Annotated in this window: 11 protein-coding genes; all 11 read left to right on the forward strand. The window is 35.1% G+C overall.

The features are described 5' to 3' along the window. The first annotated feature begins 215 nt into the window (after positions 1-215). On the forward strand, positions 216-3,656 hold the full coding sequence (locus tag ACHRV0_RS16180) for a glycosyl hydrolase (RefSeq protein WP_395441595.1): 3,441 nt from the start codon (positions 216-218) through the stop codon (positions 3,654-3,656). Positions 3,657-3,837: 181 nt separating this feature from the next. Continuing rightward, positions 3,838-5,262: a sialate O-acetylesterase gene (locus ACHRV0_RS16185; RefSeq protein WP_395441596.1), complete on the forward strand. Its 1,425-nt coding sequence runs from the start codon at positions 3,838-3,840 to the stop codon at positions 5,260-5,262. Positions 5,263-5,453: 191 nt separating this feature from the next. Next, a complete protein-coding gene (locus tag ACHRV0_RS16190) occupies positions 5,454-7,781 on the forward strand; it encodes a DUF5703 domain-containing protein (RefSeq protein ID WP_395441597.1) in 2,328 nt (775 codons plus the stop codon). A gap of 15 nt (positions 7,782-7,796) precedes the next feature. Continuing rightward, the gene (locus ACHRV0_RS16195; RefSeq protein WP_395441598.1) at positions 7,797-10,256 is read left to right on the forward strand and encodes a T9SS C-terminal target domain-containing protein; all 2,460 of its coding nucleotides are present in this window, start codon (positions 7,797-7,799) and stop codon (positions 10,254-10,256) included. A 313-nt stretch (positions 10,257-10,569) separates the two neighbouring features. Then, positions 10,570-12,588, forward strand: a complete 2,019-nt coding sequence (locus tag ACHRV0_RS16200; RefSeq protein ID WP_395441599.1) for a glycoside hydrolase family 127 protein — start codon at positions 10,570-10,572, stop codon at positions 12,586-12,588. A gap of 153 nt (positions 12,589-12,741) precedes the next feature. Continuing rightward, entirely contained in the window at positions 12,742-13,728 is a 987-nt protein-coding gene (locus tag ACHRV0_RS16205; protein ID WP_395441600.1) for a pectinesterase family protein, read from the forward strand. Positions 13,729-14,414: 686 nt separating this feature from the next. Then, positions 14,415-17,633: a SusC/RagA family TonB-linked outer membrane protein gene (locus ACHRV0_RS16210; protein ID WP_129023177.1), complete on the forward strand. Its 3,219-nt coding sequence runs from the start codon at positions 14,415-14,417 to the stop codon at positions 17,631-17,633. 21 nt (positions 17,634-17,654) lie between these two features. Continuing rightward, on the forward strand, positions 17,655-19,667 hold the full coding sequence (locus tag ACHRV0_RS16215) for a RagB/SusD family nutrient uptake outer membrane protein (protein WP_395441601.1): 2,013 nt from the start codon (positions 17,655-17,657) through the stop codon (positions 19,665-19,667). A gap of 86 nt (positions 19,668-19,753) precedes the next feature. Continuing rightward, positions 19,754-21,463: a polysaccharide lyase gene (locus ACHRV0_RS16220; protein ID WP_129023175.1), complete on the forward strand. Its 1,710-nt coding sequence runs from the start codon at positions 19,754-19,756 to the stop codon at positions 21,461-21,463. Positions 21,464-21,653: 190 nt separating this feature from the next. Continuing rightward, positions 21,654-22,343, forward strand: coding sequence for a DUF3826 domain-containing protein (locus ACHRV0_RS16225; RefSeq protein ID WP_395441602.1), 690 nt, complete (start codon positions 21,654-21,656; stop codon positions 22,341-22,343). Between the two features lie 55 nt (positions 22,344-22,398). After that, positions 22,399-24,105, forward strand: coding sequence for a polysaccharide lyase (locus tag ACHRV0_RS16230; protein ID WP_395441603.1), 1,707 nt, complete (start codon positions 22,399-22,401; stop codon positions 24,103-24,105). The last annotated feature ends 124 nt before the right edge of the window (positions 24,106-24,229 follow it).

Here is a 24,229-nt window from a genome sequence, read left to right on the forward strand (position 1 = left end):
TTAAGAACTAAAAGTTTAAGGCACAGTTTGTCATTTCGAGGAACGAGAAATCACACGCGTATATCGACAAAGATTGGAGAAATACTTTGCAGAGTTTCTAATGTGATTTGCTATCGCTCGGGTCTCCTTACGTCGAAATGACAAAAAAAACGACAATACAAACCCGACAGGTTTCAAAAACCTGTCGGGTTTACGAACAGAAAATAATAACAATAATGTCTAACCGTAACCACATTTTTCTTTTCAAAAAAGACTTTCGACTTTGGACTTTCCAACTTTCGACTATTATCTTTTTTCTTCTCTTTGCAAGCATCGTCTCTGCACAGGAAGTCCATAAAAAAGAAACCAATATTCAGCCAACATTAGAATCCTCAAGGACTTGGGTGTATTGGTATTGGATGAAATCGGCGTATTCTAAACCCGGAATCACTGCCGATTTAGAAGCCATGAAACAAAACGGAATTGCAGGAGCTTATTTAATGACTATTAAAGGGCCAGCAAATCCGCCATTGATAGATCCGCCAGTTTTACAGTTGACGCTTGAATTTTGGGATATGATTCATTGGGCTTTTAATGAAGCTGATCGTTTAGGATTGAAACTGGCCTTTCATGGAGCAGACGGATTTGCAGTTGCTGGCGGGCCTTGGATTACTCCAGAAATGTCAATGCAAAAAGTAGTCTGGTCGACAACTGAAATTTTGGGAGGCAAAAAAGTTATTTCGAAATTACCAATTCCAGAACACTATAAAGACTATTATAAAGACATTGCCACTTTTGCGATTCCGATTAAAGAATACCAAATTACTTCACAGATGCAAGTGCCAAAAGTAACTACATCCAACTATACAGATGCTTCATTTTTGGCAGATCCTAAAAAAGATGAAAACTTCAAGTTTGCTGATGCAGGTTGGATTCAGTATGAATTTACTCAGCCTTTTACCTGCAAATCGATTGTAATTGAAACTAAAGGAAGAGATTATCAGGCACAGCGTTTAATTGTGGAAGTTAGTGATGATGGAGTTCATTTTAAATTCCACGAAAGACTGATCGCACCGCGTCACGGCTGGCAGGATATGGATTTTCCAAATACACATTCCATTGCCCCAGTTACAGCAAAATATTTCAGATTTGTGTATGATCCAGTAGGAACAGAACCAGGAGCTGAAGATTTGGATTTTGCGAAGTGGAAACAGAACCTGAAAGTAAGTAAAATTACACTTTCAAATCAATCACTAATAAACAATTACGAAGGAAAATCTGGAGCAATTTGGCGTTTAACTCCGCAAACTACAGAAAAAGAAATTCCAAATTCTGATGCATTTAAAAAATCAGAAATTATCAATATTTCGAAGTTTGTTGATGCTGATGGAAATCTAAATTGGAAAGCGCCTAAAGGAAAATGGAAAATTATCCGAATGGGACATACTTCGACAGGACATGAAAATGCAACTGGCGGAGCAGGAAAAGGATTAGAAGTAGATAAATTCAATCCAGATTTAATTCGTTTTCAGTTGGATCATTGGTTTGGAGAAGCCGTTCGCTCTGCTGGCCCTAAACTGGCTTCAAAAGTTTTGGAAATCCTTCATTTTGACAGCTGGGAATGTGGAAGTCAAAATTGGTCTTCGGTTTTTCAAGCTGAATTTAAAAAGAGACGTGGCTACGATCTTGTAGAATATCTTCCAGTTGTGGCTGGAATTCCTATAGAAAGTGCCGATTTCTCTGAGAAAGTTTTATACGATGTTAGAAAAACAATTGGTGATTTAGTAGCCGATAATTTCTACGGAACTGTTGCTCAAATTGCAAAAGAATATAACGTTAAGTTAAGTTCAGAGAATGTTGCGCCAACAATGATGAGTGATGCTTTGTTACATTATAAGTATGTTGATTATCCGGGTGGAGAATTTTGGCTGAAAAGCCCAACGCACGACAAACCTTTTGATATGGTTGATGCCATTTCGGGTGGACATATTTATGGAAAAGATATTATTCAGGCGGAATCTTTTACCGCTCTACGAATGGATTGGGACGAACATCCCGGAAATTTAAAAACAACAGCAGACCGTAATTATGCTTTAGGAATCAACCGTTTATTCTATCACGTTTTTGTCCATAATCCGTGGACGGATAGAAAACCAGGAATGACTTTAGACGATATCGGAACTTTTTTCCAAAGAGACCAAACTTGGTGGAAACCCGGAAAAGCTTGGTTTGATTATTGTCAAAGAGTGCAGTTTCAGTTGCAAAAAGGAAAACCTGTGATTGATTTGGCGGTTTTTATTGGTGAAGATTTTCCTTCTCGTTCTTTTGTGCCGGATCGTTTGGTGCCTTTGATTCCGAATGTTTTCGGAAAAGAAAGATTGGAAAGCGAGAAAATCCGTTTAGAAAATGAAGGTCAGCCAACGGCTAAAATGCCAAAAGAAGTGACCTATTCTAAAAATATCACTGATTTATCGCAATGGATTAATGCGTTAAATGGTTATCAATATGATTCATTTAATACAGATGTTTTAATTAACAGAGCGAAAGTTCAGAATGGTAAAGTAACATTTGATGGCGGAATTGAATATGGAGCTTTACTATTTCCGGGAAGTCATAAAATGGCACCGAATAAAATTTTGTCTTTGGCTTCCGCCGAAAAAATCCTGCAGTTACTAAAAGAAGGAGCGACAATTTTTGTGGATGAAAAACCAAATCTTCAACCGGGAATTCAATCAGAAGCAGATCAAAAGAAATGGAAAAATTTGATTGATGAAATTTGGAATAATGCCAATTCATCAACATGGAAAATAGGAAAAGGAACGGTTGTTAAATTACCATATTTAGGAAATGATTTTGCTTCAATCGGAATAACACAAGATGTTTATTTTCCAAATTTAAATCGAGCCGATTCAGAAACATTGGCTTGGGCGCATCGTAAATCGGATACTGAAGATATTTATTTCATTTCCAATCAAAAAGCAGAAAAAAGAACATTAGATGCCTCTTTCAGAATTTCAGGTAAATTACCGCAATGGTACAATCCTGTAACTGATCAAACTTCGGCTTTAGTCAATTGGAAATTAGAAAATGGAAGAACAATTGTGACTATTAATTTAGATGAAAACGAATCTGGTTTTGTGATTTTTAAAGAGGAAACCAAAGAGATTTTAACAAAAGGAAAATCTTCTGAATTGGAGAAAGTTCAAACTTTAGATGAAAATTGGGAATTGCAGTTTGATCCTGAATTTAAAGGTCCAAAAGAGGTTGTAAAAACAAATAAACTTTTTGATTGGAGTGCTTCTGAAAATGATCAGATTAAGTATTATTCTGGAACTGTAGTCTATAAAAAAGAGTTTGTTTGGAAAGGAAAAGAAACCAATAAAATCTGGCTGGATTTAGGAGAAATCTCAAATATCGCTGAAATCAAAATCAACGGAAAAGATTGCGGAACGCTTTGGACTTCCCCTTTCAAAACAGATATTTCAAAAGCTTTGCAAAAAGGAAAAAATTCAATAGAAATTAAAGTTACAAATACGTGGGCAAATAGATTAATAGGCGATCAAAAATTGCCAAAAGAAGAGAGATTAACGTGGACAACAGCGCCATTTCGTTTGGAAGGCGAACCGTTGTTGAAAGCGGGATTATTTGGACCAGTGAGTATTGTAAAAGAAAAATAAAAGTTAGCCACAGATTAAAATGATTAACACAGATTAAATATTTGCCACGACCCGAGCGATAGCGAACGGGCGAAGCAATTCACGATTTTTTTTTAAATAAGAATTAAGTAAAATTCGTGAATTCGTGGCGAAAAAAAATCCTTCTAATCTTATTAATCTGTGGCAGAAAAATAAATAAAAAATGAAAAAATCAATTATTGCTTTTTTAGTAGTTCTATCAAGTCTGCAAATCAATGCCAAAATCAAATTACCAGCGTTGTTTTCAGACAATATGATGTTACAGCAAAAATCCAATGCACCAATTTGGGGTTGGGCAGAAAAGAACGCTAACGTTGTAATCAAAACTTCTTGGGATTCTAAAACCTACAAAGTAAAAACAGACGCTTCAGGAAAGTGGAAAACAGAATTAAAAACGGTTTCTTTTGGTGGCCCATACACCATTGAAGTTTCAGAAGGAAACGAAAAAGTAACGATTAAAAATGTTTTATTGGGAGAAGTCTGGTTATGTTCCGGACAGTCAAATATGGAAATGCCATTAAAAGGATTTCAAGGGCAACCTGTTAAAAATGGAAATGAAATTATTGTAAGATCAACCAATAAAAACATTCGTTTAATTACGATTCCAAGAGCAACAGTTTTAGAACCTTTACAAGATTTCGACGGAAAATGGGAAGAAGCTTCTCCAAAATCAACCTCTAATTTTAGTGCAACGGCTTGGTATTTTGGATCGCTTTTACAGGAAGTTTTAAATGTTCCGGTTGGATTGATTCATTTTTCGTACGGAGGTTCAAGCATGGAAGCATGGATGAACAAGGAAATGCTGAAAGATTTTGCCAGCGCTAAAATTCCGACGACAAAAGAAGAATTGGCAAAAGATCCAAACCGTGTGCCGACGACTTTATTCAACGGAATGCTTTCGCCTGTAATTGGTTACGGAATCAAAGGCTGTATCTGGTATCAGGGAGAATCAAATTACGAAAGAGCTTCTGAGTATACCGCTTTGATGAAAAAAATGGTAAGTAGTTGGAGAACGCTTTGGAATCAAGGCGATTTTCCTTTTTATTTCGCACAGATTGCGCCGTTTAATTATGCTTCATTTCATCCAAAAGATTATCAGGAAAAATACAATTCGGCTTATTTGAGAGAGGCGCAGTTTAAGGCCTCAAAAGAAATTCCAAATTCAGCAATGGCAGTTCTAATGGATATTGGAGAAGAAAACAATATTCATTCTATGGATAAGGAAAAAGGAGGAAACCGTTTGGCTTTTCAAGCTTTAGCAAGAACATACGGAATTGAAGGTTTCGAATTTGAAAGTCCGAAATACAAATCAATGGAGATAAAAGATGGTGCTGTAACTGTTTCTTTTGATGATGTTACCAATGGAATTACGTCTTATGATAAAGAAGTGACGGGTTTTGAAATAGCGGGCGAAGACAAAGTTTTTTATCCAGCAAAAACTGTGGTAAGAAGAAAATCGGTGGTTTTAACTTCGGATAAAGTAAAGAAACCAGTTGCTATAAGATATTTATGGAAAGATTTCGCAAAAGCGGAATTATTTAGCGCAGGAGGTTTGCCGGTTTCTTCGTTTAGAACGGATGAGTGGTAATACACGCTCGTTCCTGCAAGGTTTTCAAAAGCTTGTAGATGTGATTGAATAATGAGTTTAACGTCTAGTTTGTCATTTCGACGAAGGAGAAATCTTTGCAAGTAGCTCCGCAATCTTTGTCGATCATGCAACGAAGATTTCTCCTTCGTCGAAATGACAACAGAAAGGATAATTAAAAATCAAAGAATAAATTGAAATACATAAAATACATACTTCTCTTCACCACGCTTTGCCTTAAAGCGCAAATCCCTGTGCTTGATAATTACAATCAAATATGGACGACGCAAAGCAATAATTCATCAGAATCTATGCCTTTGGGAGGCGGTGATATTGGTATGAATGTTTGGGTAGAAAAGGGCGATTTGTATTTTTATTTTTCACGAAGCGGGACTTTTGATGAGCATAATACTTTACTGAAATTAGGTCGAGTAAAAATTACATTAAGTCCAAATCCGTTTGAAGGGGCAGCTGGTTTTCGTCAGGAATTGAAACTGAAAGATGGTTATGTTTCGGTTGGACAAAACGATACCAAAATCAAACTTTGGGTTGATGTTTTTAAACCGATTATTCATGTTGATTTAGAAAGTAAAAATCAGTTGAAAATGACTGCTTCTTATGAAAGCTGGCGTCATCAGAATCGTATTTCAAAAGGAAAAGAAAACAATGCCAATTCTTATAAATGGGCGCCTCAAGGAGATCTTGTCAATTTTAAAGATTCGATTGCTTTTGAAAATAACGGGCTAAAATTCTATCATAGAAACCGCGAACAAACCGTTTTTGATGTTGCTGTAAAACAGCAGAAAATGGAATCGGTTAAAGACGAAATGATGAATCCGATTGCCAATCTAACTTTCGGTGGATTCATGAAAGGTAATAATCTAAAACCAGACGGTACTTATTTAGGAAAATACCAAGATACCGATTTCAAAGGTTTTAATTTAACGAGCATTAAACCTTCAAAAAAGCATTCGTTAGAAATTTATTTAAACACGAGCCAATCCGATTTTTCAACTTGGAATAATGATTTGCAAAGTTTTATTACTGGAAATAAAAACACAGCAAAACAAGCCGAAAAAAACACGATAAAATGGTGGAATAATTTCTGGAATCGCAGTTTTATTTTCACTCAAAAAAATCAATCGACTGCTAAAGATTCGGTTTATCAAATCGGGCAGAATTATCAGTTGTTCCGATACATGTTGGGATGCAATGCGTACGGAAAATATCCAACGAAATTCAACGGAGGGCTTTTTACAGTTGATCCCGTTTACACGAATAAAGATCTAGATTTTACTCCTGATTTTAGAAATTGGGGCGGAGGAACCATGACAGCTCAAAACCAGCGATTAGTTTATTTTCCAATGGTAAAAAGTGGTGATTTTGATATGATGAAATCGCAATTGGATTATTATTTGAATTTACAGAAAAATGCTGAATTGCGAAGTAAAGTGTACTGGAAACATAACGGAGCATCTTTCACAGAACAATTAGAAAATTTCGGCTTGCCAAATCCAGCTGAATACGAATGGAAACGTCCCGCAGATTACGATCCTGGAATGGAATATAATGCGTGGCTAGAATACGAATGGGATACGGTTTTGGAATTTTGCCAAATGATGTTGCAGCAGAAAGAATATGCTGGAGAAGATATTCAAAAATATAATCAATTTATTATAAGCTGTCTTCGATTTTTTGATGAACATTATCAATATTTAGCGAAACAACGAGGAAGAAAAGCCTTGGATGGAAACGGAAAATTAATTCTTTTTCCGGGTTCAGCAGCTGAAACTTATAAAATGACGAATAATTCGAATAGCACGATTTCGGCTTTACAAGTTATTACAGAAAGTCTTTTAAACCTTTCTGCAAATGAATTATCTAAAGAAGACGTTGAATATTTAAAAGCATTTCAAACGAGAATTCCGCCTTTGAATTTTGGGCAGATCGAAAATCATAAAGTATTGCTTCCTGCTAAAACTTGGGAAAGAGTTAATAATTCTGAAGTTCCGCAACTGTATCCTGTTTATCCGTGGGGAATTTACGGTGTTGGAAAACCAGATTTAGAAACAGCTTTAAATACATGGAAATATGATTCTGATGCTTTAAAATTTAGAAGTCACATCGGTTGGAAACAAGACAATATTTTCTCGGCTCGTTTGGGATTAACTGAAGAAGCGGCAAAATACAATACGTTGAAAATGGCGAATTCAGAAAGACGTTTTCCAGCATTTTGGGGACCAGGTTTTGATTGGGTTCCAGATCATAATTGGGGCGGTTCGGGAATGATTGGAATGCAGGAAATGCTTTTGCAGGAAGCAGACGGAAAAATTTATCTTTTTCCAGCGTGGCCGAAAGAGTGGAATGTTCATTTTAAATTACATGCTAAACAAAATACTACGATTGAAGCCGAACTCCTGAATGGAGAATTGAAGGTTTTAAAAGTAATTCCAGAAGAAAGAAAAAAAGACATTATAAATCTGTTAGGAAAATCTGAAGCAGAGAAAACGAAATTAAACTAACTATTGCTAATTAAAATGATAAAGAAATTAATAAGTGCTGCAGTTTTGTCCCTATTTTTGACCACAAATGGACAAGCACAATCAGTTCAAAATACTGATAAGCAAATTGTAAAAGTTGACTTTGATTTTTTTCAAAGAAGACTGGAAGAAGTTCATGATCCGAGTTATGATTCGTGGGTAATTAACGAAGGAAAAGAAGCCGAGAAATCATTTAATAATGTATCATTTAAGTTAAAGGGTAACTTTACTTCAAAGTGGTACAAAGTCGGAATGAGTGCTCCGTTTTATAATAGATTAGGAAGTGATGGTTTGGTTACGGCCGAGAATTTGGAATTGAAAATCAGTGGACTGAAAGCAGGAAAACATACACTTTTGACTTTTCATAACGCTTTTGATGTCATTACAGGAAAAACTTTTTCTCCAATCAAAATCTTCGTAAACGGAAAACTTCAGGAAACAGTAAATGCGAGTCAGAGAGCCAATGCTAAAATTGATGCTTCGATGGCGTATATTACTTTTAATGCTGAGAAAGGTAAGGATGTAATCGTCCGTTTTGAAATTGATCCGACATCTAATCCAGATGTTGTTAAGCAAATTGTAATTAACGGTTTTGAAATTGATACACCCAATTTGATGAATCAGGCAAGAACTCCGGAACCTAAAAACAGAGACGAACATGTTGAAGTGGGTAAAACTTTAACTCTAAAATGGGATGCTGTAAAAAATGTGGCATCGCATAAAATATATTTTGGTGAAGATAAAAATGCGGTAGAAAATGCAACTGAATCTTCAAAAGAATTTAAAGGAAAACTGACGGAGAAATCTTTTACAGTTTCTGATTTATATTCAGGAACAACTTATTATTGGAGAGTCGATGAAGTGGATAATAATGGTGAAGTAACTTTAGGAAATGTTTGGTCTTTTAAACCTGCACAATTAGCATTTAAAGGAGCAGAAGGTTACGGACGTTACGCCGTAGGAGGTCGTGGCGGAAAAGTAATTGAAGTAACGAATTTAAATGACGATGGTCCGGGAAGTTTACGCGATGCTATCAATCAGGAAATTGGTCCAAGAACGATCGTTTTCAATGTTTCGGGAAATATAAAATTGGCTTCGAGATTAGTGGCAAATCAACCTTATATTACTATTGCTGGACAAACGGCTCCGGGTGAAGGAATCACAATCAGTAGAGCACCAATTGGATTGACAGGAAATGATGGTGTAATTCGATTCTTAAAAGTGAGAATTGGCGGCGGAACTACTTTTGACGGAATGGGATTAACAGGTGCAGATTATAGTATAATTGATCATTGCTCAATTAGTTGGACAATCGATGAATCGTTTAGTTCACGTGGCGCGCATCATATTTCGCTGCAAAGAACTTTAATTTCTGAAGCTTTAAATGTGGCGGGACATGATAAATATCCTGCTGGAAAAATGCACGGTTTTGCAGCAACAATTGGCGGTGATATCGGTAGTTTTCATCATAATTTACTAGCGCATAATCAAGGTCGTAACTGGAGTATTGGCGGTGGTTTAAACGGTGACGGTTATTACACAGGAAGATTGGATATCACAAACAATGTGGTTTACAACTGGGGAGGAAGAACAACTGACGGAGGAGCAAACGAAGTGAATTTTGTAAACAATTTTTACAAACCGGGCGCTTCAACTACCATATTTGTGGCATTAAATGCACAGCATGAAGGTGTTGGAAAAGGAATGCAACGTTATTATTTTAACGGAAATATTATGCCGGGTTACTTTGATGAGAAATCTCAGGATAAAGGCAGAAAATCTACTATAAGTCATAACGAGAAAGTAGAATATGAAACTTTCGTAGATAAACCGTTTTTTCCTTCTTACGTAGAAACGCAATCAGCAAAAGCGGCGTATAAAAATGTGCTTTCAGATGTTGGTGCCAATCAGCCGTTTTTTGATAAACACGATAATAGAATTATAGAGGAAACTTTAAAAGGAACTTTCACTTACAAAGGAAGCAAAAGCGGTTTAGGAGGTATGATTGATAACGAACAAGATGCAGGCGGATGGCCAAATTTTGCTTCAGAAACTCGTCCTGCAGATTGGGATACAGATCATGATGGATTACCAAATTGGTGGGAAAAGGCTTTTGGTTTAAACGAAAATTCAAAAACAGGAGATTTTTCAGATGCAAATCAAGATACAGATAAAGACGGATTTACGCAGTTGGATAATTATTTAGACTGGCTGGCGCAGCCTCATTATTTTTTGAATTCTGGGGAGAAAAAGACTTTAACTGTTGCAGATTATTTCAAAGGTTATGAAAATAAACCGGTTTATACTTTCTCCGATGTAAAAAATGGAAAAGTAAGTTTAAAAGGAAAAGAAATTCAGTTTACGGCTTCAGATAAAGGTTTCGCTTCTTTCATCGTTACTGTAAAAGATGCGGATGGAGATTCAATGAGCAGAACCATTAATTTCTTTGTAAAATAAAAAAATGGTTTTGCCACGAATTACACTAATTTCCACGAATTAGTTTTTTGCCACAGATTAAAAGGATTAGCACAGATTATTTAGTATAAAATCAATTTAATCCTTTTAATCTGTGGCAAGAAAAAGAAAAAATTAGTGCAATTCGTGTAATTCGTGGCAAAAGAAAAAATCTGAATAATCTGCTAAATCTGCGTGAAAAAATTAATCTCTCGCAGATTTTACAGATCAAGCAGATAAAAATCCGTTTTAATCCGCGTTTTTACGAAGTAAATCCGTGTCATCAGCGTTACAAAATCATCACAATAAAAAAAAAATGAAAAAGAACATCATCCTATCCTCTTTATTTCTTTCAACCGTGATCTTTGCACAGAACAAAGGTTTGGTTGCCAATTCAGAAAGTCCATATTCGAAATTACAGAGTGTAGGCTTGCAAGACGTAAAATGGACAAACGGTTTTTGGAAAGAACAATTTGATGTAGAAACCAAAAACACTTTGCCATATATGTGGGATTTGTATCATAACGATGAAGTTTCACATGCTTACAAAAACTTCGAAATTGCAGCAGGAATAAGCAAAGGAACTTTCAAAGGTCCTTCATTTCATGATGGTGATTTCTACAAGATTTTTGAAGGAATGGCAGCAACGTATGCCGTTACAAAAGATAAAAAACTCGATGCCGAAATGGATAAAGCGATTGCGCTTTTCGCGAAAGTACAGCGCAAAGACGGTTATATTCATACACCGGTTTTAATTGATGAACGCTGGGGAACTTTAGGACCGGATGAAGTGAAAAAACAATTGGGTTTTGAAAAATACAATATGGGACATTTAATGACTGCAGCTTGCATTCATTATCGTGCCACAGGAAAAACAAATTTCTTGAATATTGCTAAAGGAGTGGCTGATTTCTTGTATGATTTCTATAAAAAAGCTTCACCAGAATTGGCTAGAAATGCTATTTGTCCGTCTCATTATATGGGAATTGTCGAAATGTACAGAACGACGAAGAATCCGAAATATTTAGAGTTGGCCAATAATCTAATTGACATTCGCGGAACTACAAATGACGGAACTGATGATAATCAGGACAGAGTGCCGTTTAGAGAGCAAACAACTGCGATGGGGCACGCTGTAAGAGCAAATTACCTTTATGCCGGAGTTGCCGATTTGTATGCTGAAACTGGAGAAAAGAAATTATTGGACAATTTAGAATCTATTTGGGATGACGTAACGTATCGTAAAATGTACATTACTGGCGGTTGTGGTTCTTTATATGATGGAGTTTCGCCAGACGGAACTTCTTATGATCCAACTGTAGTGCAGAAAATTCATCAGGCTTACGGAAGACCTTTTCAATTACCGAACGCTACAGCTCATACTGAAACCTGCGCCAATATTGGAAATGTTTTATGGAACTGGAGAATGCTTCAAATTACGGGAGATGCCAAATATGCTGACATTGTTGAGTTAGCATTATACAATAGCGTGCTTTCCGGAATGGATTTAGAAGGAGAAAAATTCTTGTATAACAATCCGTTAAATGTTTCTAATGATTTACCATTTCACCAACGTTGGGGAAATGAACGTGAAGGTTATATCGCTTTATCTAACTGTTGCGCGCCAAACGTAACCAGAACCATTGCGGAAGTTGGAAATTACGCTTACAATATTTCGAAAGAAGGTTTGTATGTGAATTTATATGGAAGTAATCAATTGAAAACAAAATCTTTAAATGGAGAAGAAATCGAAATGGAACAGCAAACCAATTATCCTTGGGACGGAAAAATAACGTTGAAAATTGTAAAAGCGCCGAAAGATTTGCAAAATTTCTTTTTAAGAATTCCGGGTTGGAGTCAGAACGCTGAAGTTTCGGTGAATAATTCAAAAATTAATGATAAAATCGTTTCGGGAACTTATTTACAATTAAATCAAAAATGGAAAAAAGGAGATGTGATTGAATTGAATCTTCCAATGCCAGTTGAGTTGATGGAAGCAAATCCATTAGTAGAAGAAGTTAAAAATCAGGTAGCTGTAAAAAGAGGGCCTTTGGTTTATTGTTTAGAATCAGATCAGCTTCCTGCGAAAATAAGCGTAAATGATGTGGCTTTGAATTTGAAATCGAAATTTACGACTAACAATTTCACATTAAATAATAGAAACTTGGTTTGTATTGATGCAGAAGCTGTAATAAATTCAGATAATTCATGGAATAAAACGTTGTACAAACCGCTTTCTTCTAAAGATGCAACGGCTGTATCAGTAAAACTAATTCCGTACTTTGCATGGGGAAATAAAGGAAAAGGTGAGATGACGGTTTGGTTATCGCATTAAAAGATAATTGGGTTAGGTTTGTCATTTCGACCGAAGGGAGAAATCACACACGTAACTCGACAAAGATTGGCGATTAAGATTGCGGAGTTTCTAGTGTGATTCCTCGTTCCTCGTTCCTCGGAATGACAAAAAACGAAAAAAAGTAAAAAACGTATGAAATATATCCTAACTCTATTTTTAATAACAACACTTTCCCTATCAGCTCAAACGCTCGATAATAAATTAGCATTAACCGTTGCACAAGACGGTTCTGGAGATTTTAAAACCATTCAGGAAGCGATAAATAATGTAAAAGAGAATTCAGAAAAACTTGTTGTAATAACTATAAAGCCAGGAAAATATGTAGAGAAATTAGAAATTCCAGTTTCTAAAACATTCATTACTTTAAAAGGAACAGACAGAAATAAAACCATTATTTCATTTGATGATTATTCAGGAAAACCATTAAGAGAAATTGATGCATCGGGCAAAAAAGAATTTGGAACAGGAACTTCGTATTCTTTTTTAATTAAAGGAAATGATTGTACGTTAGAAAATCTTACTGTCGAAAACACAGCAGGAAGAGTAGGACAGGCGGTGGCGCTTCACATAAAGAGCGACAGGGTTGTGGTGAAAAATTGCAATCTTTTAGCAAATCAAGATACCCTTTATTTATCAGAAGGAAATACCCGAGTTTATTTTGAAAACTGCTTTATCAATGGTACAACCGATTTTATTTTCGGTGCTGCAACGGCTTATTTCTACAAATGTACCATCGAAAGTTTAACGAATTCGTATATCACCGCAGCTTCAACTCCACAAGGACAAACTTATGGTTTTGTTTTTGCAGATTGCAAACTTACTGCAAAAGACAAATCGGTAGATAAAGTGTTTTTGGGAAGACCTTGGCGACCATACGCTCAAACAGTTTTCATTAATACTGATATTGGTTCTCATATTGCACCAGAAGGTTGGAACGCATGGATTGATACAAGATTTCCTAATAAAGATAAAACGGCGTATTATGCTGAATTGGGAAGTAAAGGATCGAGCGCAAAAGATTTGTCTCAAAGAGTTGTATGGTCGCATCAGCTAAAAAAAGCAGATGGTAAAAAATACACTAAGGATTTAGTTTTAAACGGATGGAATCCTAGTAAATAAACTTTAACCGCGACAAAAAAACTTCCTTTTCAAAAATATTTGATTGTTCTGCTATTCTAATAGTTTTTAGGTGAACTATTTTTGATGCGAATTCTGGATATTTGTTCATTTTACACTTATAAAAAGTATTGGTCAGAATTTACGTTTAAAAAAAAAATATTTTTTGTGAAATTTTTAAGGAATATTCAAAACCCATAAGCTGTAATATTTGTAAGTTTTATTACTCTAATATCTCTTGTTGAAGATAAGTAAAAACCTCTTATTTGAATTATAAGTGTAAAGTTAACGCTTTAAAATTCAGTGCTTCACAGTGTTATTTTGCAAAATTAACAGCTAATTTTTAGTTTTGATGAAGATACTGCTGCATTTCTTAAAATTGCTATCTTTCTATTTAATTATGCGTAAACATATTGCCTAATTTTTCGATATCGCATACATATTCTTTCTATTTTTTATTAATATTGTTTTTTTGAGTTGCTTTTTTTTAGATAATGCCATTAAAGCAGGATAGTGCAGGACGGTTGTAATGTATCATCGTTATATTTTTGGGATACAAAAAAATAAATGTGTTTTTAACATTTAATTTTATCGCTTTAAGTTTTCATTAAAATCTTAGAGAAATAAAGAGGCACATTTACCATGACTAACTAACATTAAATAATAACCTAACCAAAACAAAAACATTTATGAAACAAGCACTTATAAAAAGATGTAGTTTTCTTTTGTTTACACTGATGAGTGTGCTGAGTTATGCTCAAACAACAAACAGTCAAGGAACTGTAACCGTGACAGGAACGGTTACAGATAATTCAGGAGGAGTAATGCCTGGAGTAAACGTAACTGAAAAGTCTACAAAAAATACTGTCACTACAGATTTTAATGGGCAGTATCAGATTAAAGTAAAAGCTGGAGGAACATTAGTTTTTTCTTTTATTGGAATGAAAAAGAAGGAATTACCTCTTTCAGGAAGAACAGTAATTGATGCGAAATTAGAAGAAGATTCAAATCAATTAGAAAACATTGTGGTTGTAGGATATGCAAGTCAGAAGAAAAGCCATCTTACGGGTTCAGTAGTGACCGCTAAGATGAGTGAAATTTCAGATCTGCCTGTTGGTGATTTAGGAACTGCGTTGCAAGGACGAGTTTTAGGGGTTGGAGTTTCAGGTGGATCAACAAGACCTGGAGCAAAATCTAATTTAACAATTCGTCAGCCTTATTCATTAGCAAAAGATGGTGGAAATCTTAATCCATTGTATGTAATTGATGGTGTTTTACAAATTGACGCACAAGGTTTAAACGACAGTACTTTGTTTGATAACTTAGACGCCTCTGAGGTTGAAAGTATTTCATTTTTGAAAGATGCGGCTGCTGCTATTTATGGAGCTCGTTCTGCTCAAGGGGTTGTTTTAGTAACAACTAAAAGAGGAACAAAAGGAGATCCAAAATTTACTTATAGTGGTTCTTACGGTATCAATGACAAAACGTACCAGACAAAAACGTTAAATGCATATGAGTTTGGAAAGTATGTGAATATAATGAATGGACCTAATGGTTACAATCAGCCTGTAACAGATCCTCAGTATTTCTTTTCAGACGATGAATTGGAATATTTCAAAACTTTAAAGAACACCTATTTAGATGATGAATGGAAGCCTTCTTTTAACTTAAGACAGAACTTAAATGTGAGTGGCGGAACAGATAAAGCTACTTATTTTGCTGGAGTTTCTTACTATAAACAAAATGGTAACTTAAGTACTCTAGATTATGAAAAATGGAATTTTAGAGCTGGTACTGATATTAAACTATCTAGTAATTGGAAAGCTGGAATTCAGTTGTCTGGTTTTTACTCAGATCAGACTAAAACGTTTAATAAAATTGGAGGAGAGGTTGAAGAGAATGATTACAATAAATTATTGATGCACGTACCGTACATTCCAAATTATGTAAATGGACTTCCAATGGAGCTTCCTAATAATAATGATGGTAATCAGCGTTATCACTATAACGAAATTAAACGTTTAAATAATCTTGCTGAAACTACAGCTACTACAATGACCATTAATATGTACACAGAGTACAAATTTCCTTTCGTAAAAGGATTAATGGCTAGAGGAGCATATGCTAGAACTATGGGGAGTGGAAGAGGAACTCAAGTTGGTACTGGATACACATTGTATCAATTTACAGGTTTGGGAACTAATGGTCATATTTATAATGATGATATTACAACACCACCGCTTAGATCAAAATTTTATGATAACGGAAATCGTTTGTATTTTTCAAATACAACAAATTTATCTCAACAGTATAATTTAAACTTTTCTTACGATCGTACTTTTGGAAAACATAACGTAAGTGGTTTATTTGCAATAGAAAGATCTGAAGCAACATCTAATAATGAAGTTGTTTTTAAATCAAACGTTCTAGAAGGTACAAATGGGCAGTTTAATACAGCGACTGGGCCAATTGATGGTTCTACTACAAAAAGTGAATCAGGATCTTTATCATATGTTGGAAGGGTAAACTATGCATATGATGACAAATATTTAGCAGAGTTCTTATTTAGATCTGATGCTTCTACAAAGTTTGCTCCTGCAAACTACTGGGGTAATTTTTATTCGGCATCTGTTGGATGGGTAATGTCAAAAGAAGACTTTTTTAAATCTTCAGTTATAGATTTCCTTAAAGTAAGATATTCTGTTGGTCTTTTAGGAAAAGATGATACTAAGGCTTGGTTATGGAGACAACGTTATACTTTCCAAGGTTACAAAGGTGGTGTTTTTGGAGGAAATTCAGACTTGACAAATGGATGGAAAATGGAGGCTTCTCCAAATCCTGACGCAACTTGGAGTGATGAACTTAAAATGAACTTTGGTGTTGATGCTAGATTTTTAAATAATAGATTAAGTGTTACAGCAGAATCGTATTATAATGTAGGAACTAATTTGCTTTTAAACAAAACTGGTAATCTTCCTTTTACTATTGGAGGAACAGTGGCGGCACAAAATTATGGTTCAGTAGATACATATGGTTATGAATTATCTGTTGGCTGGTCTGATAAAATTGGTAAAGACACAAGTTATGGAATTGATTTACGTTTTGGCTGGTCAGGTGATAAAGTTATTAAAGGAGATTTTAATGATGAGGACATCTTAAAACCATGGAATCCTAAACCTGGATATTCATCAGATAATGGAGTTTGGGGATATGATTACATAGGTATGTTCAAAACTCAGGAGGATATAAATGCATATGTGAGTAAGTATAATATTACTTCGGTATTTGGAACAGCAGTAGCAAACCTTAAACCAGGAATGTTGTATTACTCAGATGTAAGAGGTGCATACTTAGGAAATGGAAAATTTGCAGCTCCAGATGGTATTATCGATGTAAACGATCAAGTACAGCTGGCTTCAAAAGCAAATACTCAATATTCTATAGGAACTACTTTGCGTTTTGCTTATAAATCATTTAGTTTGAATACAGTTGTTAATGCTTCGTTTGGAAATGGATGGAGCGACATTGGAAGCCAAGCAAGAAAATCTTTAAAAACTAAAATTCCGCAAATAGTAGATAATACAGTTTCAATTTGGAATGATATATATGATCCAACAGTTAATCCAAATGGATCAATGCCAAATCCAGCTTTTGAATCTATAAACTCAGTTGCATCTAAATTTTGGGAAGTTGATTCGTTTAGAATCGCTTGTAGAAACATAACACTAAGTTATGCATTGCCAGAAAATGCTTTAAAGGCTCTTAAAATGAATAGCTGTAAGTTAAATCTTGTGGCGCTTAATCCTTTTAATCTTTATAATCCATATAGTTTTCAGGAAGCTAACGGTAGTTATTTAGATTATCCTACTTTACGAACAATTTCTTTGGGACTTAATTTAGGATTCTAATAACTCATAAAATACGATATTATGAAAATAAAATATATAAAAATAGTAGGTTTAACTACAGTTTTAGCAGCTTTATCTTTGGCTAGCTGTAATGATGATTTTCTTGAAGAGAAAAAAGATTTTAACGGTGTAAATGAAGATGTATTTAAAGTTCCTTCATTAGCTACTGGATATGTTGATTATGTTTATGGATTGTTTTTGCCGGGAAATAATGCAGCAGTTAATACATGGGATTTAGCAGCTGGTGGAAATGACGATTTTTCGCAAACAACAGAAGAGTTAACAGGCGAAGTAAACTGGAATAAAATTTGGGCAACCATTTCTCCAAACAATGCAAACTGCCTTCCTTACATTGGAAGCAGAGTTTCTTCAAGTATTGCAAACAATACTTGGACGAGATTAAGACAGATTAATATCTTCTTAGAGCAAATTGATAAAAACGGAATGGCGGATGCAGATAAAAATCCGTTAAAAGGACAGATGTATTTCTGGAGAGCGTATCAATATTATGAAATGGTAAAATTGTATGGTGGTGTGCCAATTGTATTAACCGCTCAAAATCCTATTATCGATGAAGGATCTACCGTTTCTCAAATTCCTAGAAGCCCAACATCAGTATGTATCGAACAAATTGTATCAGATTTAGATAAGTCAAAAGAATTATTGAAAGATGTAAAATGGACTACTGCAAACTGGGGTAGAATTACAGCAGGTGCGGCAGCAGCTTTTAAAGGAAGAGTTTTATTAACATGGGCAAGTCCGCTTTTTAATCCAACAGATGATGCACAACGATGGAAACGTGCCTATGATGCAAATCTTGAAGCGAAAACACTTTTAGAAGCAGATGGAAAAGGACTTTTCTCGGTTGGAGGAACAGCAAATGGAACTGCATGGGGAAATATGTGGCTTGCAGAAGTAGGAAATCCTGAAGCAGTTATCGTTTTTGGATTTAACAATTCTACAATAGTAAATGCTCAAAAAAATAATGGATGGGAAAGAGCAGTAAGATCTAAAGCATCGGGAGGAAATGGAGCTATTTCACCTACCAAACAAATGGTTGACGTTTTTCCTATGGCAGATGGTAAAAGCATAGTTGGAAATCCAGCTTACAATCCTGTATTATTCTATAAAAATAGAGATCCTAGATTTTATAAAACTTTTGCATACAATGGTGCAACTTGGAAATATGCTGAAAATACAGCATTTAAACAATGGACTTATAGCTGGTATAGTAAAGCACCAACTACTGCAGCACCAAATCCTGATAAATTTACAGAAACATTAGGAGCTAACTCAAGTGGTATTTATCTTAGAAAAGCAACAAATGAAGCATCAAGCAGTTCTGCAGGATATTTGAACAGCGGAACTGATTATATGGAAATGCGTTTTGCTGAAGTTGTTTTGAATTTGGCTGAAAGTGCAATCGGTATTGGTAGTTTGGCAGAAGGAAAAACTTTGATCGAATCAGTTAGAGCCCGTGCAGGAATTACAAACGGTGACGGACATTATGGTTTGGCTGCAGTAAGTTCAAGAGATCAACATTTTGCGGCAGTATTAAACGAAAGAACAATTGAGTTTGCATACGAAAATAAGCGTTTTTATGATTTAAGACGTTGGAAACTTTTTGATGCTGGTGCAACTACATCAAGACTTGGAGTTAAGCCATTGAATGGAACAAGAAGAACAGCTTATTACATTGTAGCAAAGAAAGCTGATGGTACAAATTACATCGGAACTGCTGATCCATTTTATGTAGCAACGGGTAATGCACCTGTGCTTAATAGAGAACCAGCTTCGTTTCCTGTAACAATAAACGGAACTACATTGGCTAATTTTGATGCGTATTTAGATTATATGTATACCAATTATTTTAAAATTGTAGAAAGAGATAATTTAGATCCTACAACAAACAATTGGAAGTTTACATGGTATAATGAATACTATTTCTTCGGAATTTATCAATCATTATTAGATTCTTCTCCATATTTAGAGCAAACTCAAGGATGGGGCGGATCATTTGACCCACTTAAATAATAGTTTATAATACAAAAAACAGTCACCTGTATCTTAAGAAATACAGGTGATTTGTTTAAAAAGAATTACCATAATTAAAAAATAACATGAAAAATTCCGCATTATTTATCACAGCTCTGCTTTTTTTGGGAAGTGCAAAATGTTTTGCTCAATATCCAAAGATAAGTCCGGAAGTTCAAGCGCAGGAAAAAGCAATTAAAGAAGAAGCCCAAAAACTTTCTGATGAAGCTTGGGAAAAAGCTTTAGTTATTATTGAAGAAGAAGCAAAACATGGAAAACCTTATATTCCGTGGGCAGCAAGACCTACAGATTTACCTCAGGCAGAAATTCCTGCTTTCCCGGGTGCTGAAGGAGGTGGAATGTTTACTTTCGGTGGTCGCGGCGGAAACGTTTATACGGTAACAAGTCTAGAAGACCGCGGGCCTGGAACATTGCGTGAAGCGTGCGAAAAAGGAGGAGCAAGAATAGTGGTATTTAATGTTGCTGGAATTATCAGATTAAAAAGTCCGTTAATTATTCGTGCGCCTTACATTACAATTGCAGGACAAACAGCTCCTGGAGATGGTATTTGTATTGCAGGAGAATCAACTTGGATCGATACGCATGATGTAATTATCAGACATGTACGTTTCCGTCGTGGAGAAACTTTCGTAGGACGTCGTGATGATGCTATCGGAGGAAATCCTGTTGGAAATATTATGATCGATCACGTTTCTGCAACTTGGGGATTAGACGAAAATATGTCAATCTACAGACATATGTACAATCCAGGACCAGGTTATCCAGATATTAAAGTTGGAACAGTAAATATTACAATCCAAAACAGTTTATTCGGAGAAGCTTTGGATACTTACAATCACGCTTTCGGAAGTACTTTAGGTGGAGAAAACTGTTCTTTCATGAGAAATATGTGGGCGAATAATGCAGGAAGAAACCCTTCTATCGGTTGGAACGGAATTTTCAATTTCGTAAATAACGTAGTTTTCAACTGGTATAATAGATCTACAGATGGTGGAGATTATACAGCAAACTACAACATCATCAACAATTTCTATAAGCCAGGACCTGTAACCGATTTAACACAGCCAATCAGCTATAGAATTTTAAAACCAGAATCTGGAAGAAGCAAATTACCATACATGGTTTTTGGTAGAGCTTACGTAAACGGAAACGTTGTTAACGGTAACGATAAAGTGACTAAAGACAACTGGGATGGAGGAATTCAGTTAGAGAATAAAAAAGGGGAATTAATGGCTTATGATGAAGCAAAAGAGTATTTCGCTAAAATGAAAACAGATAAACCTTTCCCAATGCCATGGTTCAACAAATTCATGACTGCAGAAGAGTCTTATGAATTTGTACTTAAAAATGTTGGAGCAACTTTGCCAATTAGAGATAAAGTTGACGAAAGAATCGTAAGAACAGTAAAAACTGGAGTTCCAGAATATGCAAAAGGATTAGAGAAAAAAGAATTCTATCAATTCGAACACAGACGTTTACCGATGGATTCTTATAAAAAAGGAATTATTACAGATATTTCTCAAGTAGGAGGATATCCAGAATACAAAGGAAAACCTTATGTAGACACTGACAAAGACGGTATGCCAGATGCATGGGAGAAAAAATACGGTTTAAATCCAAACGATCCATCTGATGCAAAAGGAGATTTAAATGGAGATGGTTACTCTAATATTGAGGATTACATCAACGGTGTAAATCCAGCAATAAAAGTAAACTGGAAAGATTTGGCTAATAACAAAGAAACTTTAGTTAGACCTTTATTAGATTTAAAATAAGAAAAACAGAAAGAATTATTTAACACATAGAAACATAGATTTAAAGCTTTATTAAAAGAATAAAAAAGAGAAATACATTTCTTTCGCATAGCTTACTCTGTGTATTTAAAATAAGTGAAACATCTTTAAACGTTATAAAAAAGTATGTTTCTATGTGTTTAAAATAATTATGCTAAAAAGGAAAAAAATCATGGCACTAAATAAAATAAATGCTGGTTTATTATCGCTGGTTTTTGCATTTTCAACTTTAAATGCGCAACAACATTTGGATCCTGAATATGTAAAAGTTACTAACGAAAGAGCTGCAAAAATCGTTACCAAATTAGATTTAAAAAACGAAGCAAAAGAAAAAGCAGTTTCAAATATCATTGCTCAGCAATTTAGAGATTTAACTGAAATCCAAGACGGAAGAGATGCTGAAATCAAAAAAGTAAAAGAAGACACTAGTTTAGCAAAAGAAAAGCAAAACGAGAAAATTGATAAACTGAAAGCAAAAGCAGACGAATCAATTGCAAAATTGCATAAATCTTACATTAAAAAATTAAGTAAAGAATTATCAGAAGATAAAATCACCGAAGTTAAAGACGGAATGACTTATGGCGTACTTCCTATTACTGTGGCAGGTTACAACGATATGTTGCTAAATTTAACAACAGAGCAAAAAGACTATATCTACAAAGCTTTAGTTGAAGCCAGAGAACATGCAATGGACGGTGGTTCATCTAAAGAAAAACACGGCTGGTTTGGTAAATACAAAGGAAGAATTAATAACTATTTATCAAAACAAGGTTACGATTTAAATAAAGAAAGTGCCGACTGGCATAAACGTGTTGAAGAAAGAGAGAAGAATAAAGTAAAAGATTCTACTTCGAAAGAATAATTTTCTGTTTAAAAACTTGCACCAAAAACTATTAACTACAACCACATACAATTCAATGCAAAATTTTTTCCCAAACCACAATTTAAAAAGAGCATTTATGGCATTGTCATTTTGTTCTCTAGTGTCATCGGCGTATGCCCAATATCCCGTAATTCCAAAAGACGTTCAAGCAAAAGCAGATGCCCTTTTAGAAGCTGACGAAAAGAGACTAAGCGAAATATGGAATGCTAACTTACATATTATTAAAGAAGAAGCAAAACAAGGAAAACCTTATTTACCTTGGGCTTCATACCCAAAAGATTTTGTAGTGGCAGATATTCCTGCTTTCCCGGGAGCTGAAGGCGGCGGAGCTTATACACAAGGTGGTCGTGGCGGAAAAATATTTGTTGTAACAAGCCTAGAAGACAGCGGAAAAGGAACTTTTCGTGAAGCTTGTGAAGCAGTTGGAGCAAGAACAATCGTTTTTAATGTTTCGGGAATTATCCAATTGAAATCAAGAATCAGCATGCGCGCACCATACGTTACAATTGCTGGACAAACTGCTCCGGGTGACGGAATTTGTATTGCAGGAGAAACTTTAGAAATTGATACACACGATGTTATAATCAGACACATGCGTTTTAGACGTGGTGCAACAGAAGTTACAAGAAGAGATGATGCCTTGGGCGGAAATGTAATTGGAAACACCATAATTGACCACTGTTCTGTAAGTTGGGGATTAGATGAAAATATTTCTTTATACAGACATCAATTTGCACCTAACGCAAAGTCGAAATTGGAGAAATTGCCTGCTTGCAATATCACAATTCAGAACACGATTTCGTCAGAAGGTTTAGATACTTATAATCATGCTTTCGGAAGTACAATTGGCGGATTAAATAGTACGTTTATGCGTAATTTATGGGCAGATAATATTTCTCGAAATGCTTCTATCGGAATGCATGGCGATTTTAATTTTGTCAATAACGTAGTATTTAATTGGTGGAATCGTACTCTTGATGGAGGAGATTATCGTTCGATGCTAAACATCATCAACAACTATTTTAAACCAGGCCCAGTAACGCCGGCAAATGAGCCTATTGCGTATAGAATAGTAAAACCTGAATCAGGATATATTGAGCCAAAACAATACGGTAGAGCTTATGTCTCAGGAAACTTTATTGTAGGTTCTCCAGAAGTAACAGCTGATAACTGGAATGGTGGAGTACAATTGGAAAGTCTTCCTGAATCTGAAACTAAAGAGTTTTTAGCCGCAATCAAACAGCCAAAACCGTTTTCAATGCCTGCATTTAAAATTATGAAAGCAGAAGAAGCATACGAATATGTTTTGACAAATGTTGGAGCAACAATTCCGAAAAGAGATGCTGTTGACGAAAGAATCCTAAAACAAGTTAGAACAGGAAAAATCGAAGTGAAAGACGGTTTAGAAAACAATATAGGAAAAGAGTTCATTAAAAGAAGATTACCTGCTGATTCATACAAAAAAGGAATTATTACACATCCTGACCAAGTTGGAGGATATCCAACATATAAAGGAAAAGCTTATAAAGATTCAGATAATGACGGAATTCCTGATGCTTGGGAGAAGAAATTTGGTTTAAATCCAAATGATGCTTCAGATGCCAATAAAGATGCAAACGGAGACGGATATACAAACATCGAGAAATACTTTAACGGAATAGATCCAAACAGTAAAGTTGATTGGACGAAAATCGAAAATAATACTGATACTTTGGCTAAATTGAAATCATTGTTGCAATAGCAAATATTGGGAAGACCTAACAGGTTTTAAAAACCTGTTAGGTCTCTTAAATGTAATATATTAATCTAGTTTGTCATTCCGAGGGACGAGGAATCACACTAGAAACTCCACAAGAGTGCGTAAA

It is taken from the genome of Flavobacterium sp. FlaQc-30 (assembly GCF_044005885.1).
Classification (GTDB): domain Bacteria; phylum Bacteroidota; class Bacteroidia; order Flavobacteriales; family Flavobacteriaceae; genus Flavobacterium.